The sequence below is a fragment of the Tranquillimonas alkanivorans genome (assembly GCF_900115595.1).
Taxonomy (GTDB): Bacteria; Pseudomonadota; Alphaproteobacteria; order Rhodobacterales; family Rhodobacteraceae; genus Tranquillimonas; species Tranquillimonas alkanivorans.
The window spans coordinates 35,154-52,326 of sequence record NZ_FOXA01000013.1; the positions used below are offsets into that span (position 1 = coordinate 35,154).

Sequence of the window (17,173 nt, forward strand, 5' to 3'; positions counted from 1 at the left end):
CTATATCGCCCTCTGAACCGCGAACGGCAAGGGGCGACACAATGGGCGACACACGTCACGTCAAGGTTTTGATCATCGGCTCCGGCCCGGCGGGCTATACCGCGGCCGTCTACGCCTCGCGCGCGATGCTCGAGCCTGTGCTGATCCAGGGCCTTCAGCCCGGCGGGCAGCTGACCATCACCACCGAGGTCGAGAACTGGCCCGGCGACATCGAGGTGCAGGGCCCCGACCTCATGCAGCGCATGGAAGCGCACGCCAAGGCCGTGGGCACCGAGATCGTGTCTGACATCGTCACCTCCGTCGATCTGTCGCAGCGCCCGTTCACCGCCACCACCGACAGCGGGCAGGTCTGGACGGCCGACGCGCTGATCCTGGCGACCGGCGCGCAGGCGAAGTGGCTGGGCCTGCCGAGCGAAGAGAAGTTCAAGGGCTTCGGCGTCTCGGCCTGCGCGACCTGCGACGGCTTCTTCTATCGCGGGCAGGAGGTCGTCGTCGTGGGCGGCGGCAACACCGCCGTGGAAGAGGCGCTGTTCCTGACCAACTTCGCCAGCAAGGTCACGCTGGTCCACCGCCGCGACACGCTGCGGGCCGAGAAGATCCTGCAGAACCGCCTGCTCAAGAATCCGAAAATCGAGGTGCTGTGGAACCACGGCGTCGAAGAGGTCGTGGGCGGCGAGAACCCGCTGGGCGTCGAGGGCGTCCGCGTCAAGCACGTCGAGACCGGCGAGATCACCGAGATCCCGTGCAAGGGCTTCTTCGTCGCCATCGGCCACGCCCCGGCCTCGGAACTGGTGAAGGACCAGCTTGAGACGCACCATGGCGGCTACGTCGTCACCAAGCCCGACTCGACCGCGACCAGCGTGCCCGGCGTCTTCGCCGCGGGCGACCTGACCGACCACGTCTATCGCCAGGCCGTCACCAGCGCAGGGATGGGCTGCATGGCCGCGCTCGAGGCCGAGCGCTTCCTCGCCGAGGTGGGCGAGGACGAGGGCAAGGTCACGACCGAGCCGCTCGGCTACGGTGCCGAGGTGCCGCAGGACGCCTGACCGTTCCGGGGCGGGCGCCGGACGCGCCCGCGCCCGTTCCGGATGCTCCGCATCTGAGCGAATTTTGTGCCACGGCGTGTGACCCGGCGCCGACGGTCATCCCTTTTCGTCGTTTCCCCGGCCCGACAGCTTGATCTTCGCGCCGGCGGCGGTCTACCTCGCGAATGTGTTACGCCGGGACCCGCCCGGCTTGTCTAACTCGGGTACATAACATGCAGCAGCCGAATCTCGCGCCGATACCGGAACTCTACGTCTCGTACGAATCCGCCCAGAAACTGAAGGTGGAGGCCGCCGACCTTCCATCTTGGGATCTGACCCCGCGCCAGATCTGCGATCTGGAGCTTCTGATGAACGGCGGCTTCTCGCCGCTCAAGGGCTTCCTCGGCCAGGCGGACTACGATAGCGTCGTTGATGAGATGCGGCTTGCCGACGGCACATTGTGGCCGATGCCGATCACGCTCGACGTGCCCGAGAAGTTCGCCGACAGCGTCGAGTCGGGCCAGGACATCGCCCTGCGCGACCAGGAGGGCGTGATCCTCGCCACCATGACGATCACCGACAAGTGGACGCCGAACAAGTCGCGCGAGGCCGAGAAGGTGTTCGGCGCCGACGACGAGGCGCACCCGGCGGTAAATTACCTGCACAACCAGGCCGGCAAGGTGTATCTCGGCGGTCCCGTCACCGGCATCCAGCAACCGGTGCACTACGACTTCAAGGCCCGCCGCGATACGCCGAACGAACTGCGCGCGCTGTTCCGCAAGCTGGGCTGGCGCCGGGTCGTGGCCTTCCAGACGCGCAATCCGCTGCACCGCGCCCACCAGGAGCTGACCTTCCGCGCCGCGAAGGAAGCGCAGGCGAACCTGCTGATCCACCCGGTCGTCGGCATGACCAAGCCGGGCGACGTCGACCACTTCACCCGCGTGCGCTGCTACGAGGCGGTGATCGACAAGTACCCCGGCGCGACCACGACCCTGTCGCTCCTCAACCTCGCCATGCGCATGGCCGGCCCGCGCGAGGCGATCTGGCACGGGCTCATCCGCAAGAACCACGGCGTGACGCACTTCATCGTCGGCCGCGACCATGCCGGCCCCGGCAAGAACTCGGCCGGCGAGGATTTCTACGGCCCCTACGACGCGCAGGAGCTCTTCAAGCAGCACCAGGAAGAGATGGGCATCGAGATGGTGCCCTTCAAACACATGGTCTTCGTGCAGGAGCGTGCGCAGTACGAGCCCGCCGACGAGATCGAGGAGGGCGTCACCGTCCTCAACATCTCCGGCACCGAGCTGCGCCGCCGCCTGGCCGAGGGGCTGGAGATCCCGGAATGGTTCTCGTTCCCCGAGGTGGTGAAGGAGCTGCGCCGCACGCGCCCGCCGCGGGCACAGCAGGGCTTCACCGTGTTCTTCACAGGCCTGTCCGGCTCGGGCAAGTCGACGATCGCCAACGCGCTGCGCGTCAAGCTGATGGAGATGGGCGGCCGCCCGGTGACGCTGCTCGACGGCGACATCGTGCGCAAGAATCTCAGCTCCGAGCTCGGCTTCTCGAAGGAGCACCGCGACCTCAACATCCGCCGCATCGGCTTCGTCGCCTCCGAGATCACCAAGAACGGCGGCATCGCCATCTGCGCGCCCATCGCTCCCTACGCCACTACCCGCCGGGCGGTGCGCGAGGAGATCGAGGACTTCGGCGCCTTCGTCGAGGTGCACGTGGCGACCAGCCTCGAGGAATGCGAGCGGCGCGACCGCAAGGGCCTCTACAAGCTGGCGCGCGAGGGCAAGATCAAGGAGTTCACCGGCATCTCCGACCCCTACGACGAGCCGCAGAACCCCGAACTGCGGGTCGAGACCGAGGGCACCGACGTGGACCATTGCGCGCACCAAGTGCTGCTCAAGCTCGAGCAGATGGGGCTGATCGGCACCGAGCGCTGAGCCCGAAACGCGGAAGGCCCCGGTGTTACGCCGGGGCCTCTTCGCATGGGCATCCTCTTGACGAAAATACTCCCGCCGGAGGCATCGCGCCGCGCGCCAGCGCGGCGTGACGTATTGGTGTGGCGCCGTAGGCGCCTCATTTTCTCAGTGGACGCTGACCGGTGCGAGATCGTTCTGCCGGGCCACGATGAAGGCCAGTTGCCGGTCCTTGACCAGCGCCAGCCGGTCGCCGTCGGCGTTGTGCACGGCATAGATCGTCTCAAGCCCCTCGGCCTGCTCGCGCACGTCCTCGGGCAGCTCGTTGACCGCAACGGGCCGGACGTAGACGATGTTCTGCGTGTCCTCGGGAATACCCTCGTACGGCGTGTTCATACCCTTACCCCTCTTCTTGACCCTTCGAGATCCGGATCGTCCGGACCACTGTTTCGGGAACGGTGCGCTCGAGATCGACGTGCAGCAGACCGTTTTCCATCCTGGCTCCCGCGACCTCAACGCCGTCGGCCAGCACGAAGGTCCGCTGGAACTGGCGCGCGGCGATTCCGCGGTGCAGGAAGACGCGCTCCTCGTCCGGCTCGGACTGGCGTCCGCGGATAACCAGTTGGCGATCCTCGACCGTTATCGAAAGATCGTCCTCGGCGAAACCGGCGACCGCCAGCGTTATGCGGTACGACGCGTCGCTCGTCTGTTCGATGTTGTACGGGGGATATCCGCCCGCGTCGGACTTGGCGGTCCGTTCGACCAGCCGCTCAAGCTGCTCGAACCCGAGCAGGAAGGGGTGCGACCCCAGCGTCATCTTCGTCATCGACACGTCCTTCATCAAGCGATCGTGCTGAGCGGCCCCGTTCGGCGACCGCCTGTGCCAGATATGGGCCCCGCTTTTGCACCGCGCAAGGGCACGGGGCTTTGACCGGGCCGCGAAAACGGGTAGTCTGGGGCACCGTAGAAAGGGAGCCGGCCATGAATGTCTCCAGCAGGATGGAGACCCAGGAGGTCCTCCGCGTGAAGCTCGAAGTGCTCCGCCGCGAGCACCGCGATCTGGACGAGGCCATCGCCGCGCTGCACGAGGGCACGGCGGCCGACCAGCTCATGCTGCGGAGGCTGAAGAAGCGCAAATTGTCGCTCAAGGATCAGATCCGCGACATCGAGGATCGCCTGCTGCCCGACATCATCGCCTGAGCTGGCGCCCGTGTTGCGCCCGCGGCGGCGGCGGTGTACCGGGTCGTCACGTGGTGACGAAGGGGTAGGTCATGGGCGCTGACGTCGGCATCATCATGGGCAGCCAATCGGACTGGCCCACGCTGAAAGAGGCTGCGCTGGTCCTTGACGAGCTGGGCGTAAGCTACGAGACGCGCATCGTCTCGGCGCATCGCACCCCCGACCGCCTGTGGGACTACGGCAAGACGGCCGCTGACCGTGGGCTCAAGGCGATCATCGCCGGCGCGGGGGGCGCGGCGCACCTACCGGGCATGATGGCGTCGAAGACCCGTATCCCGGTGATTGGCGTGCCGGTGCAGACACGGGCGCTGTCGGGCGTCGACTCGCTTTATTCCATCGTGCAGATGCCCAAGGGCTACCCCGTTGCCACCATGGCCATCGGCGCCGCCGGCGCGGCGAATGCGGGGCTCATGGCGGCGGCGATCCTCGCCATTTCGGACCGCGCACTGGCAGAGCGGTTGGACGCCTGGCGCACGGCGCTGTCAGCCTCGATTCCGGAGGAGCCGGTCGATGAGTGATGCCCTGTTTCCCGGCGCGACGATCGGCATCCTCGGCGGCGGACAACTGGGCCGCATGCTCTCGGTCGCGGCCTCGCGGCTTGGTCTGAAGTGCCACATCTACGACCCCTCGCCCGAGCCGCCCGCGGGCCACGTGGCCGACGCGGTTACCACCGCCGCGTGGGACGACGCGGAGGCGCTGGCGGCCTTCGCCGAAGCCGTCGATGTCGTGACCTACGAGTTCGAGAACGTGCCCACCGCCTCGCTCGACCGGATCGAGGCGATCCGCCCGATCCGGCCGGGACGCGAGGCGCTGCGCATCAGCCAGGACCGGCTGACAGAGAAAGAATTCCTGTCGGGCCTCGGCCTGGCCACCGCCCCGTTCGCTCCCGTCGACACCGCCAACGACCTGAACGAAGCGCTCAGGATCATCGGCACGCCCGCCATCCTCAAGACCCGGCGCTTCGGCTACGACGGCAAGGGGCAGGCCCGGATCACGGGACCGGAGGATGCCGAGGCGGCGCTGGCATCGCTTGAGGGCGCCCCCGCGATCCTGGAAGGGTTCGTGGAGTTCAGCCACGAAGTCTCGGTCATCGGCGCGCGCGGGATCGACGGTGCGGTGGCCTGCTACGACCCGGGCGAGAACGAGCACCGCGAGGGGATTTTGCGGACCACCACCGTCCCGGCCCGCCTGAGCGGCGGACAGACGACTGACGCGGTGCTGCTGGCCGGCCGCATCCTCAACGCGCTCGACTATGTCGGCGTGATGGGTGTGGAGCTGTTCGTGACGCCGCGCGGCCTGATCGTGAACGAGATCGCGCCGCGTGTGCACAACTCGGGCCACTGGACGCAGAACGGCGCGGTGATCGACCAGTTCGAACAGCACATCCGTGCGGTCGCGGGCTGGCCGCTGGGCGACGGCCGGCGGCACGCCGACGTGGTGATGGAGAACCTGATCGGCGACGAGGCGGCGCGCCTGCCCGAGCTGTCCGCCGATCCCACGGCGGCGCTGCACCTCTACGGCAAGGCCGAGGCGCGGCCGGGTCGCAAGATGGGGCACGTCAACCGGATCACCGGCCACCCCGCCTGAGCCGCAGGAACGCACGCCCGCCGCATGACGTTGCAGCAGCAACTGACTGTTCAGGAGTCTCGTCCATCATGCGGCTCATGCGCCCCCACGCCCCGCTCCTCCGGCGGCTTCAGCCGCCCTGCCCCGCCATGTCCGCACCACACCCGAGGCAGCGAGAGGAGCGATGCATATGAAAACGATCACCGAGTTCCCGCACGAGATCATCGAGGAAGAAAACGTCTTCATCCCCGTCACCGACGGGCTGCACCTGGCCGCGCGCATCTGGCGGCCGAAGGACGCGGGGCCGGTGCCCGCGATCCTGGAATACATCCCTTACCGCAAGCGCTTCGGCACGACGGTGCGGGACGAGCATACGCACAAGTACCTCGCCGGGCACGGCTATGCCTGCGTGCGGCTCGACATCCGCGGCAGCGGCGAGAGCGAAGGCGTGCTGATTGACGAGTACCTGCCGAGCGAGCTGCACGACGGCGTCGCCGCTCTGCACTGGATTGCCGATCAGGAATGGTGCGACGGCAATATCGGCATGATGGGCATCTCGTGGGGCGGCTTCAACGGCCTTCAGATCGCGGCCATGCAGCCCGAGCCGCTGAAGGCGATCGTGACCATCGCCTCCACCGACGACCGCTATTCCGACGACATCCACCACATGGGCGGCACGCTTCTGGGCGACAACCTGTCGTGGTCGTCGGTCATGTTCTCGTACAACACCATGCCGCCCGACCCCGCGCTCGTGGGCGAGCGCTGGCGCGACATGTGGATGGAGCGGCTGGAGGGGTCCGGCCTTTGGCTGAAAACGTGGCTCCAGCACCAGCGGCGCGACGCCTACTGGCGGCACGGGTCGGTGTGCGAGGATTACTCCGACATCAAGATCCCGGTCTTCGCCGTGAGCGGCTGGGCCGACGGCTACACCAACAGCGTCTTTCGGCTGATGGAGAACCTGGATGTGCCGAGAAAGGGCCTCGTGGGCCCCTGGGGCCACATCTATCCACATTTCGGCCGCCCCGGCCCTGCCATCGACTTCCTCGGCGAGCTGCTGCGCTGGTGGGACAAGTGGCTCAAGGGCAAGGACACCGGGGTCGAGGACGATCCGATGGTCTGCGCCTGGATGCAGGACAGCATGCCTCCGAATCCCGAATACGATTATCGCCCCGGACACTGGGTGGGCGAGGACGTCTGGCCCTCCCCCCGCATCCGCGACCTGCGCTACACGATCAGCCCGGACCGGGCGCTGGTTCCCAACGGCGGCAGCGACGAGGTGAAGCCGATGGACGTGCAGTCGCCGGTGACGCTGGGTCTCGCGGCTGGGAAATGGTGTTCCTACGCCAACGGGCCCGACCTGGCGGGTGATCAGCGGATCGACGACGGCGGCGCGCTGGTGTTCCAGACCGAGCCGCTGGAAGAGGATGTCGAGATCCTGGGCGCCCCGGAGGTCGAGCTCGAGCTCGCTTCGGACCAGCCGGTGGCGATGGTGGCGGTGCGGCTGTCGGACATGCGGCCCGACCACCAGGTGACCCGCATCACCTATGGCCTGATGAACCTGACCCACCGCGACAGCCGACAGCACCCCGAGCCGATGGAGCCGGGCAAGCGATACCGCGTGAAGGTGCCGATGAACTACATCGCCCAGCGCGTGCCGAAGGGCCACCGCATCCGGCTTTCGGTCTCGACGGTCTACTGGCCGCTTGCCTGGACGCCGCCGACGGACGTGAAGCTGACGGTCTGGACCGGCGAAAGCACGCTGTCGGTTCCGGCGCGCCCGGTGAAGGAGAACGAGGAGATTCGCGACTTCGGTGCACCGGTACAGGCCCCCGGCCCCGCCCTGACCACGTTCGAGGTGCCCGAACATCGCTGGCTGGTGCGCCACGACCTGGGCGGACAGTGGGCCGAGCTCGAGGTCGTGGATGACCGGGGGCGCTTCCGGCTGGACGACATCGACCTGACCGTGGGCAGCCACGCGGTCGAGCGCTACGGCGTGACGCCCGGCGACTTCACCTCGGTCGTGGGGGAAACGGAGTGGACCCGGACACTCGAGCGCGGGGATTGGTCGATCCACACCCGCACCAAGACGCGCCTGACCTCGGATCGGGAGAACTTCTACCTCCGGGCCGAACTCGACGCCTACGAGGGCGACGTGCGGGTGAAGAGCCTGAGTTGGGACGAGACGATACCCCGGGACCACGTGTAGAGCGGCGGTTCTTCCCACTGCGCCGGTCCTCAGGGACAGGCGCGGGGAAAGCGCCGTTGAGGCCCGGGCAGGCGCTCGCCCGATGCTGCCGGCCGGGTCCGGAAGAAGCGGGGCGTCGCCCTTTTGGCCGGATCACGCAAAGAAAAAAGGGCGGCCCGCGGGCCGCCCTTCAGTCGTACGCATAAACGGTCTTTACGCCGCCTGCTTGTCCACCGGCGCGGGCTGCTGATCTTCGGCGGTGCCGAAGGCCATGTCGTGCAGAGCCTTGACCGCCGTATCCAGCGCCTCGCGTTTCACAAGAAACTGCACGTCCACGCTGCGCGTGTTCTGGTGCGCGGCAATGACCTCGACCTGCGCCTCGTCCAGGGCGTCGAGACCCTTGGACAGCAGCCGCAGCCCGCCGAGGTCGCGCCCGATCACCGAAGCGATCGACAGCGAGCGCACGGCCAGGTCGGCCTGCGGATAACGCTCGCGCAGATCGCGCTCGACCCGCTTGATCGCCTTGAGCGGCGCGTCGACGTAGTGGGTGATCGTATTCGCGTTCGAGGTCTTCGAAACGATGCGGATCTTGTGGCGCGTCAGCGCCTCGAGGATCGTCGAGTCGTAGCCCTTCACGCCGACCATGTCCTGCTCGAACAGTTCGATGGCATAGACGTTCAGGCCGCAGACGATCTCGGCCGACGACGTCTCGGCCGCCTGGTCGTCGATCAGTGTGCCCGGGTCCATCGGCTCGAACGCGTTGGTCACACGCAGCGGCACACCTGCCTGGCGTAGCGTCTTCGCCGCCTTGGGGTGGATCGCCTCCATTCCCATGTTCGACAGCTGATCGGCCACGTCGTAGTTGGTGTGACCCAGCTTGCGCACGTTGTCCGCGCCCACCAGCTTGGGATCGGCCGAGGACAGGTGGAACTCCTTGTGTATCACCGCCTCGCGCGCATGGGTGAGCGATGCGATCTGCGAGAAGGTGACCTCGGAATATCCGCGGTCGAACTCCTGCATCAGCCCCTCGGAGCACTGGGCGTAGCCGGTAACGATGGGCAGCTCTTCGCTCAGGTCGACATGTTCGAGGCCCGACAGGATGCGCTCCTGCAACGAGTACTCGCCCTCGTCACGCCAACCGCTCAGATCCACGAACCGCGCGGCGACGTCGTGACGGCGCAGCAGAAGCGAGGTGACGAAGGCAGAGTGCGCCTCGCCCAGCCCCGACAGCAGCTCGCGGATGATGAGCATGTGCTGCGACAGCTTGAAGTGGCCGTACGAGCAGATGCGCTGCAGGTCGATCAGGCAGTTGCGCGCGCCTTCGATGCGTTCGCGCACGAAGTCGTCGGCCATGCTCTGGTCGGCGGGGTGGTCGAGGACCGCGTTATGCGCTTCCGTCATCGCCGCGGAAACGCGGCTGAGCGCGTCGGACCAGCCGTGGTCGTTCTCGGCGCTGGAGAACAGCGCATAGACGCCCGGCTCGCCCGTCTTCTTGTGCTCGAGCAGCTTGTCGGTGATGCCGCCGAAGGCCGAGACGACGAAGACGCGGTTATAGAGCGCCGCACCCTCGCGGTCCCCGACGAACAGCGTGTCCACCAGCTCGGGGAGGCGGGACATGGACGTCCCGCCGATCTTTTCAACGGTATGGTTGCCGTGTTGGGTCATGGGACTTTCCGGCAGTCGTTGGATTACAGGTTCAGCCATTCGCGGGCGCGTAGCTTCCGTCGGCCTGGTGCACTTCGTTGCCGGTGACCGGCGGATTGAAGCAGCAGGCCATGACGAGCTCTTCCTCGGCGCGAAGCGTGTGCTTGTCGTGCTGGTCGAGGCCGTACATGACGCCCGGCTTGATCTCGTAGGTCTTGCCGGTGGCCAGATCGGTGATCGAGCCACGGCCGGACATGCAGTACACGCTCTCGAAATGGTGCTTGTAGTGGAACGTGTGCTCCGAACCCGCTTCCAGCGTCGTGATGTGGAACGAGAAGCCCATGTTGTCGTCGGCCAGCAGCATGCGGACCGAAGTCCAGCGGGCATCCGAAACGGCGCGGTCGGTGTTCTTCAGCTCGTTGAAGTCGCGTACGATCATGTTTGTTACTCCGCGGCGATCTGCATGGGCGCGCACTTCTGCGCGGCGTTCTCGAGGATGGTCAGGCCCTTCTGGAACTGCTCCATCGGCGTGGTGAGCGGGGCGAGCACCTTGACGACTTCGTCGTGGGCGCCCGAAGTTTCGATCACGAGGCCGTTGTCGAAGCACTCGGCGCAGATCTGCTCGGCCAGGTCGCCCGAGCCCACGTCGACGCCTTGCATCATGCCGCGGCCCTTGAGCTTGGCGCCCGGAATCTTGTCGGCGATGCGCTGGAGCGCGGCGTTGAGAACCTTCGCCTTCTCGGCGATCTCGGTCTTGAAGGCATCGTCGGCCCAGAACTTCTCGAGCGCGACGCGCGCCGTGACGAAAGCGTGGGTGTTGCCCCGGAACGTGCCGTTGTGCTCGGCCGGCTTCCAGATGTCGAGGTCCGGGCGCACCAGCAGCGCGGCGAACGGCAGGCCGAAGCCCGAGAGCGACTTCGCCAGCGGGATCAGGTCCGGCTCGATGCCCATCTCGTCGAACGAGAAGAAGGTGCCCGAGCGGCCGATGCCGGCCTGGATGTCGTCCACGATCAGCAGCGCGCCGTGCTTCTTCGCGATGCGGGCGATGCCCTGCACCCACTCGGTCGAAGCGGCGTTCAGGCCGCCCTCGCCCTGGATGAGCTCGACGAGGAACGCGGCGGGCGCGTCGATGCCGCTCGAAGGGTTGTCGAGCATCGCTTCGATCACGGCGAGCGTGTCCACGTCGTCGCCCAGCGACCCCTCGTAGGGCATGCGGGTCATGTCGTTCAGCGAAACGCCGCCCGCACCCGCGCGCTTGCCGGCGTTGCCGGTCGCGGCCAGCGCGCCCAGCGACATGCCGTGGAAGCCGTTGGTGAACGAGATGACGTTCTTGCGGCCGGTGACCTTGCGCGCCAGCTTCAGCGCCGCCTCGACCGCGTTGGTGCCGGTCGGGCCGGTCATCATGACCTTGTGCTCCATGCCACGCGGCTTGAGCACGAGGCGCTCGAACGTCTCGAGGAACGCCTGCTTGGTCTCGGTGTACATGTCGAGGCCGTGTGCGATGCCGTCGTTCGAGATGTGCTCGATCAGCGCGGCCTTCATGTCGGGGTCGTTGTGGCCGTAGTTCAGCGACGAGCAGCCCGACAGGAAGTCGATGTAGTCGCGACCTTCCTTGTCGGTCAGCGTGCTGCCGCTGGCCTTGGTGAAGACGGTGTCGAACGAGCGGCAATAGGAGCGTGCTTCGGATTCACGTCGTTCAAAAATGGTCGGTTCGGCTGTGGTGACAGTCGACATAACAAGTCCTCGGATATTTGTTCGTGATAGAGGTGGGACGCCTTCGGGCGGCGGTGATCAGGCCGCCGCGCTCATCGGTTCGCTGAAGGCGATCGTCACCATGTGTTCGGTGGCGTGCTGGCCGTCGAAGTGTTCGTCGCGCTTGAAGTGCGCCTCGCTGTCGATCTCCGCGCCCTCGCGCTCGGCGAAGCGGGTGAACAGCGCCCAGGATGCGTCGTTGTCCTTGGTGATCGTGGTCTGCAGCTTGCTGACATCCGCGCAGATCTCGCGCGAAAGGATGTCCTTCAGCATGCGACGCGCCAGACCCTGCCCCCGCGCTTTCTCGGACACGGCGACCTGCCAGACGAACAGCGTCTCCGGGTCCTCGGGCACGATATAGGCCGAGATCCAGCCGACGGTGTCGCCGTCGAGCTCGGCGATCACGCAGGTATCCGCGAAATGATCGCACTGGATCAGGTTGCAGTACATCGAGTTCTCGTCGAGCGGCTTGCACTCTTTGACGAGCGACCAGACGGCGGAACCGTCTTCACCGGTCGGCTTGCGCAACGCGATGGGCTTGCGGGGCATGTTTGTGGCGGTTTTCGTCACTTCGATTAGCCTCGTGTTGTCTCTTAGCATTGCTAAGTATATACATCGCTTCGGCCAATCAACCCCCAAGTCGGGGGATAGTTGCCGCTGATGCATGCAGATGGGCGCCGTCCCGCTGTTTTGCAAGGCTAACTAATAATACTACATGATGCGAAGCATCCCGAGTGTGGAGAACGAGATACATCTGATGTCAGAATTGCAGACGCTGCCACTCAAGGCTGGCGGCACACCCGAATCGTTACGCACACGGCACGCCATGGACCGCACAGACCAAAGCCTCATCGCCATCCGGCGCATCCTCAGATCGACCGAACTCTACGGCCGGAAACTCGCCAAGGCGGCAGGCCTCACGGCCGTGCAGATCCGCGTGCTGCAGATCGTGGCCGAGACCGGGCAAGCCACACCCAAGGACATCGCCAAGCGCATGGGCGTGTCGCAGGCGACGATGAGTTCGCTGATCGACCGGCTGTCGGCCAAGAAGATGGTCGAACGCCATCAGTCGCAGCGCGACCGCCGGCAGACCAACGTCGTGATCACGCAGATCGGGCGGCAGGCCGTGCTCGAAGCGCCCGACGCACTTCAGCAGAAGTACGTGAAACAATTCGAGTCGCTCGAGGACTGGGAGCAGGCGATGATCGTCGCCTCGCTCGAACGGGTCGCGGCGATGCTGGACGCCGAGGGTATCGACGCCTCGCCCGTCCTCGACATCGGCGACCTGTCGGGCCGCCCGCACAGCTGACGGCCGCGCCGGGCCAAGACCCGGCGCGACGCGCTCCTCAGTCTTCGATCGCTCTGCGCATCATCACCAGTTCCGTGAGCGTGTAACCCCGAGGGCTCACGCCCAGCAGGCCCGCCAGTTGCTGCTTCGAAGGGGTGAGGCGTCCGCGCGTGTCGCGGGACAACTCGTAATGCCCACCCCGAAGGGTGTTCCGGAGAGCCGTACCGTCGTCGTCTTCGCGTGCGCGGATGATAAGCACCATTTCGACGGCACTATAGGTGCCCGGAGCGACGCCGGCTAACGACGCTAGCGAATTGCCGCCGGGGATCGGTGCCCCGTCTGCCTCGGCACGGGCACGCAGGTGGCGCAGATAGCGGGTGAAGCTGCCGTCATCTTCGGCAGCCGCACGCCTTAACAGGATCAGGTCCGCGGCGGAATAATCGGTGGGGCCGACACCGACAGACCGGGAAAGCTGCAAAGTGTCCGCGGATGAAGGGCCGGGAACGGCCACGGCGGCAAGCACCAGTGCGACGGCGGAAACGCCGGCGCGCAGGAAGACGCCGCAGCCCCTCGGCCGGAGGTCTGACATGCGGTTCATGGCAGGAACTTTCGGGTTTAGGGAGCCAGCCCTGTTCTTTTGGTGGAGGCTCCGGTTGCTGCCCGTCTGTCAAGCATACCACAATCGGACTGAGTCGGGTTCGGCGAGGGTGCATGCTCCCCTGAGGCGAAGGCGCAATCGGATCAACCGGTTCGCCCAAAAGGCCGTCCCAGCGTCACGCTAGTGTGAAGGTCTCGCCCCCGGTCAGAGCGCGGGAAGGCCGGCCAGAACCTTGTCCAGCGTGGCCGGATACTCCCGCACGCGCACGCCACAGGCGTTGTAGATCGCGTTGACCACCGCCGCGCCGGCGCCCGAGATGCCGAGCTCGCCGATACCCTTGGACTGGATCGGGCACGCCGCGTCGTCGCGCTCGTCCAGGAAGGCGACTTCGATCTGGGGCACGTCGAGGTTCACCGGAACATGGTACTCGGCCAGGTCCCGGTTGACGATGTGGCCGTCGCGCGGGTCGTGAGCGATTTCTTCGGTCAGCGCCGCGCCGATGCCCCAGACCATGCCGCCCTGGCACTGCGAGCGCGCGGTCTTCTCGTTCAAGATGCGCCCGGCGGCAAAGACGCCCAGCATCCGCCGCACCCTGGTCTCGCCGGTCGTCGCGTTGACGGCGACCTCGGCAAAGTGCGCGCCATAGCTCGCTTGGCTGAATTCCTTTGCCGTGGTGCCGGGCACCAGGTGCCCCTCCTCGACCATCGGCCCGTCGGTCAGCAGGTCGGCCAGCGGTGCCCGCAGGTTGCCCCCGGTGGCCGTGCCGTCCTGAAGCCGCAGCTCGTCGGCGGTGCAGCCCAGCTTTGTGGCGAGCATCTGGCGAATGCCGCGACAGGCGAGGAACGCGGCCGACCCCGACGACGAGGCGCCCCATGACCCGCCCGAGCCCGGCCCCGGCGGCAGGTCGGTGTCGCCCAGCCGCGCCTCGACTTTCTCGGACGGCAGGCCCAGCATCTCGGCCACCAGTTGCCGCAGGACAGCGTAGGTGCCCGTGCCGATGTCGGTCATGTCGGTCTCGACCAGCGCCGTGCCGTCGGGGTGCAGGGTGACCCGCGCCTGCGCCTCGGACAGGACGTTCGCTCGCGCGGCGGTGGCCATGCCCAGCCCGATCAGCCACTCGCCCTCGCGCCGCTGTCCCGGCTCAGGGCTTCGCTCGCTCCACCCGAAGCGGCGGGCGCCCTCGTCCAGGCAGGCGGCGAGGGAGCGGGCCGAGTACTGAATGCCACTTTCGGGATGCAGGTCGGGGATGTTGCGCTTGCGCAGTTCGATTGGATCGAGCCCGGCTGCCTCGGCCAGCTCGTCCATGGCACATTCCAGCGCCAGCATGCCCACCGCCTCACCCGGCGCGCGGACCGAGCCGGCGCAGGTGCGGTTGACGCGCGCAACCTCTTGCTTGAAACGGCGGTTCTCGCCGCCGTACAGGAAGTGCGTCGCCTGCGCCGTAGGTTCACTGAAGCTTTCGCCCACCAGGTTCGACACGCGGTCCTCTTGCCCCAGCGCCGTCAGCCGCCCCTCTGTATCGGCGGCAAGCCGGATGCGCTGGCGCGTTTCGCTGCGGCGCATGGTGCCTTCGAACACCTGCTGGCGCGCCATGACGACGCGCACCGGGCGGCCCAGTTCCTGCGCCGCGATCGAGGCCGCGACAGCCTCGGGCGCGATCCCCAGCTTCGAGCCGAAGCCGCCGCCGACGTAGGGCGACAGGATACGCACGTTCTGTGCGGAGATACCTAGTGAATCGGCCAGTTCGGCCCGGTTGAACTTCAGCATCTGGTACGAGCCGCGCAGGATCAGCCGATCCCCGTCCCACTCGGCGATCGAGGCATGCGGCTCCATCGGTGCGCTGCTTTGCACCGGGGTGGTATAGGTAACGTCGACTGCGTGGGGGGCGTCACCCATGGCCGCTGCGATGTCGCCCTGGTCAAGTTGCCGCCTATCCGGCGTGTCCACCTTCGACGCCGTCTCGGGGTCCACGTCCGCTTCCTCGACGGCATACTCGACCTTCAGCGACCGCGCGGCGTGACGCGCCTGTTCGAATGTTTCGGCGACGACGACGGCGATGGGCTGCCCGAAATAGGCGACCTCGGCCGCGCCCTGCACAGGCGCCGCCCCTGCCCCGCCTTGCGCCGGGTTGCGCAGGAAGCGCTCATCGCTGATCACGGCGAGCACGCCGGGCATGGCCTTCACCGACGCCTCGTCGATCCGGACGACGCGACCCTTTGATATCGTGGCGCGGACGAGGAAGCCGTCAGCCATGTTGTCAAGTTCGTGCTCCGCGGCATAGACGGCGCGGCCGGATACCTTCAGCGGCCCCTCGGGCCGGTCCTGCGGCGCCCCCAAGACGCCCTGCGCCGTTTCGTCCAGGTGCCGCGGCTGCGGCGCGTCCATCTTAAGATAGGTCGTCATGCCGCTGCCTCCGTCTGCGTCGCCTCGCGCAGCACCGCCTTCAGGGTGCGTCGTGCGAGCGGAATCTTGAAGTCGTTGCCGCCCTGCCCCTGCGCCTCGCGCAGAAGCGTATCGGCCGCCTTGTCGAACAGGTCGTCGGACGGCGACTCGCCCGTCAGCGTGGCCTCGACCTCCGGGTCGCGCCACGGCTTGTGGGCGAGCCCGCCAAAAGCCAGCGCCACCCCGCCGATCCGGTCGCCGTCCATGCGCAGCACGCACGCCACGGAAACCAGCGCGAAGGCATAGGAAGCCCGGTCGCGCACCTTGCGATAGGCCTGGAACGTGTTCTTCGCCGGGGGCGGCAGGATCACGGCGGTGATCAGGTCGCCGGGCGCGAGCGTCGTCTCATCCTGCGGCGTGTCGCTCGGAAGGCGATGGAGATCGGCGATCGGGATCCGTCGCCCCGCGCCGTCCGCGCCTTCGACCTCGATCTCGGCGTCGAGCGCGCGCATGGCCACCGCCATGTCCGAGGGATGCGTGGCGATGCAGTGCTCGCTCGCCCCCAGGATCGCGTGGATGCGGTTGAAGCCGCCGATGGCCCCGCACCCGCTGCCCGGGTCGCGCTTGTTGCAGGGCTGCGCGGGGTCGTAGAAATAATAGCAGCGCGTCCGCTGAAGCAGGTTGCCGCCCGCCGTCGCCTTGTTGCGCAGCTGCCCGGTCGCCCCGGACAGAAGCGCGCGCGACAGCACCGGGTAGTCGCGCCGCACGTCCGGGTGCGCGGCGAGGTCGCTGTTGGTGACCAGCGCACCGATCTTGAGCCCGCCTTCAGGCGTTCGCTCGACGTCACGCAGGTCGAGCCGGGTGATGTCGACCAGTCGCTCGGGCGTCATAACCTCGAGCTTCATCAGGTCCAGCAGGTTTGTTCCGCCCGCGATATAGCGCGCCCCGGCGCCCGCCTCTTTCGTCGCGGTCGCGGGCGCGTCGGCGCGGATGTAGTCGAAGGGCCTCATTCCGCGGCCTCCCGCGTCTCGGCCGCCTCGCGGATCGCCTGCACGATGCCGGTATAGGCGGCACAGCGGCAGAGGTTGCCACTCATGCGCTCGGCGATCTCCTCGTCGCTCAGCTCGATGTCACCCTCGAGCGACGGCGAGACATAGCTGGGCCAGCCCTCGCGCGCCTCCTCGATCATCGCGGTGGCGGACATGATCTGGCCCGGCGTGCAATAGCCGCACTGGAAACCGTCGTGCCGGACGAACCCTTCTTGCAGCGGCGCCAGGTGGCCGGGCCGGCCGATGCCTTCTATGGTGGTGATCTCGTCATCCTCGTGCATGGCGGCGAGCGTCAGGCAGGAATTGATGCGCCGCCCGTTCACCAGGATCGTGCAGGCGCCGCACTGGCCGTGGTCGCAGCCCTTCTTCGAGCCCGTCAGGCCGAGGTGATGACGCAGCGCGTCCAGCAGGCTCGTGCGTGGATCGAGGTCCAGCACCTGCCTGTCGCCGTTGATGTCGAGAGTGATTTCCATGACAGCGCCTCCTTGCCTGCACAGGACGCGCGGAAGGCTACCGTTGTTCC

General features: G+C 67.1%; 17 protein-coding genes. 7 read left to right on the forward strand and 10 right to left on the reverse strand.

Features of this window, described 5'->3' with window-relative positions; all coding sequences use genetic code 11:
- Positions 1-41: 41 nt before the first annotated feature.
- Both trxB and BM162_RS15060 read left to right on the forward strand, forming a co-directional pair.
- Positions 42-1,046 carry a thioredoxin-disulfide reductase gene (gene trxB, locus BM162_RS15055; protein ID WP_093423685.1) on the forward strand — a complete coding sequence of 335 codons (1,005 nt, stop codon included), beginning with the start codon at positions 42-44 and terminating at the stop codon, positions 1,044-1,046.
- 212 nt (positions 1,047-1,258) lie between these two features.
- On the forward strand, positions 1,259-2,971 hold the full coding sequence (locus BM162_RS15060) for a bifunctional sulfate adenylyltransferase/adenylylsulfate kinase (protein WP_093423688.1): 1,713 nt from the start codon (positions 1,259-1,261) through the stop codon (positions 2,969-2,971).
- 144 nt (positions 2,972-3,115) lie between these two features.
- Here BM162_RS15060 and BM162_RS15065 read toward each other — a convergent pair whose 3' ends face one another.
- Complete coding sequence (locus BM162_RS15065) at positions 3,116-3,343, reverse strand: DUF1150 family protein (RefSeq protein ID WP_093423690.1); 228 nt, start codon at positions 3,341-3,343, stop codon at positions 3,116-3,118.
- Between the two features lie 4 nt (positions 3,344-3,347).
- Positions 3,348-3,773: an Hsp20 family protein gene (locus tag BM162_RS15070; RefSeq protein WP_093423919.1), complete on the reverse strand. Its 426-nt coding sequence runs from the start codon at positions 3,771-3,773 to the stop codon at positions 3,348-3,350.
- Positions 3,774-3,928: 155 nt separating this feature from the next.
- On the opposite strand from BM162_RS15070, the gene BM162_RS15075 reads away from it, so the two are divergent.
- The 4 genes from BM162_RS15075 (at position 3,929) to BM162_RS15090 (ending at position 7,958) form a co-directional block, all read left to right on the forward strand.
- Complete coding sequence (locus tag BM162_RS15075; protein ID WP_093423693.1) at positions 3,929-4,147, forward strand: YdcH family protein; 219 nt, start codon at positions 3,929-3,931, stop codon at positions 4,145-4,147.
- Between the two features lie 71 nt (positions 4,148-4,218).
- On the forward strand, positions 4,219-4,704 hold the full coding sequence (purE, locus tag BM162_RS15080; protein WP_093423695.1) for a 5-(carboxyamino)imidazole ribonucleotide mutase: 486 nt from the start codon (positions 4,219-4,221) through the stop codon (positions 4,702-4,704).
- On the forward strand, positions 4,697-5,773 hold the full coding sequence (locus BM162_RS15085; RefSeq protein ID WP_093423698.1) for a 5-(carboxyamino)imidazole ribonucleotide synthase: 1,077 nt from the start codon (positions 4,697-4,699) through the stop codon (positions 5,771-5,773). The genes purE and BM162_RS15085 overlap by 8 nt, the downstream gene beginning before the upstream one ends.
- 169 nt (positions 5,774-5,942) lie before the next feature.
- Positions 5,943-7,958: a CocE/NonD family hydrolase gene (locus BM162_RS15090; protein WP_093423700.1), complete on the forward strand. Its 2,016-nt coding sequence runs from the start codon at positions 5,943-5,945 to the stop codon at positions 7,956-7,958.
- Between the two features lie 192 nt (positions 7,959-8,150).
- Here BM162_RS15090 and BM162_RS15095 read toward each other — a convergent pair whose 3' ends face one another.
- From BM162_RS15095 to ectA, 4 genes are read right to left on the reverse strand one after another with little or no spacing between them, the layout of a single operon-like run.
- Positions 8,151-9,602 (reverse strand): aspartate kinase, encoded by a 1,452-nt coding sequence (locus BM162_RS15095; protein WP_093423703.1) that lies wholly within the window; start codon positions 9,600-9,602, stop codon positions 8,151-8,153.
- Positions 9,603-9,633: 31 nt separating this feature from the next.
- Positions 9,634-10,020 carry an ectoine synthase gene (locus BM162_RS15100; protein ID WP_093423707.1) on the reverse strand — a complete coding sequence of 129 codons (387 nt, stop codon included), beginning with the start codon at positions 10,018-10,020 and terminating at the stop codon, positions 9,634-9,636.
- Between the two features lie 5 nt (positions 10,021-10,025).
- Complete coding sequence (gene ectB / locus BM162_RS15105) at positions 10,026-11,315, reverse strand: diaminobutyrate--2-oxoglutarate transaminase (protein ID WP_093423710.1); 1,290 nt, start codon at positions 11,313-11,315, stop codon at positions 10,026-10,028.
- 57 nt (positions 11,316-11,372) lie between these two features.
- Positions 11,373-11,882, reverse strand: a complete 510-nt coding sequence (gene ectA / locus BM162_RS15110) for a diaminobutyrate acetyltransferase (RefSeq protein ID WP_093423713.1) — start codon at positions 11,880-11,882, stop codon at positions 11,373-11,375.
- 277 nt (positions 11,883-12,159) lie between these two features.
- Here ectA and BM162_RS15115 point away from each other — a divergent pair, with 277 nt between their 5' ends.
- Positions 12,160-12,642, forward strand: coding sequence for a MarR family winged helix-turn-helix transcriptional regulator (locus tag BM162_RS15115; protein ID WP_093423715.1), 483 nt, complete (start codon positions 12,160-12,162; stop codon positions 12,640-12,642).
- Between the two features lie 37 nt (positions 12,643-12,679).
- Here the strand turns inward: BM162_RS15115 and BM162_RS15120 are convergent, their stop codons facing one another.
- From BM162_RS15120 to BM162_RS15135, 4 genes are all read right to left on the reverse strand, one after another.
- Entirely contained in the window at positions 12,680-13,219 is a 540-nt protein-coding gene (locus BM162_RS15120) for a hypothetical protein (RefSeq protein ID WP_143096164.1), read from the reverse strand.
- Between the two features lie 204 nt (positions 13,220-13,423).
- On the reverse strand, positions 13,424-15,622 hold the full coding sequence (locus BM162_RS15125; RefSeq protein ID WP_093423721.1) for a xanthine dehydrogenase family protein molybdopterin-binding subunit: 2,199 nt from the start codon (positions 15,620-15,622) through the stop codon (positions 13,424-13,426).
- Positions 15,619-16,611, reverse strand: coding sequence for an FAD binding domain-containing protein (locus BM162_RS15130; RefSeq protein WP_093423724.1), 993 nt, complete (start codon positions 16,609-16,611; stop codon positions 15,619-15,621). The genes BM162_RS15125 and BM162_RS15130 overlap by 4 nt, the downstream gene beginning before the upstream one ends.
- Positions 16,608-17,123 (reverse strand): 2Fe-2S iron-sulfur cluster-binding protein, encoded by a 516-nt coding sequence (locus BM162_RS15135; RefSeq protein WP_093423727.1) that lies wholly within the window; start codon positions 17,121-17,123, stop codon positions 16,608-16,610. Before BM162_RS15135 ends, BM162_RS15130 begins: the two co-directional genes overlap by 4 nt.
- Positions 17,124-17,173: the final 50 nt, after the last annotated feature.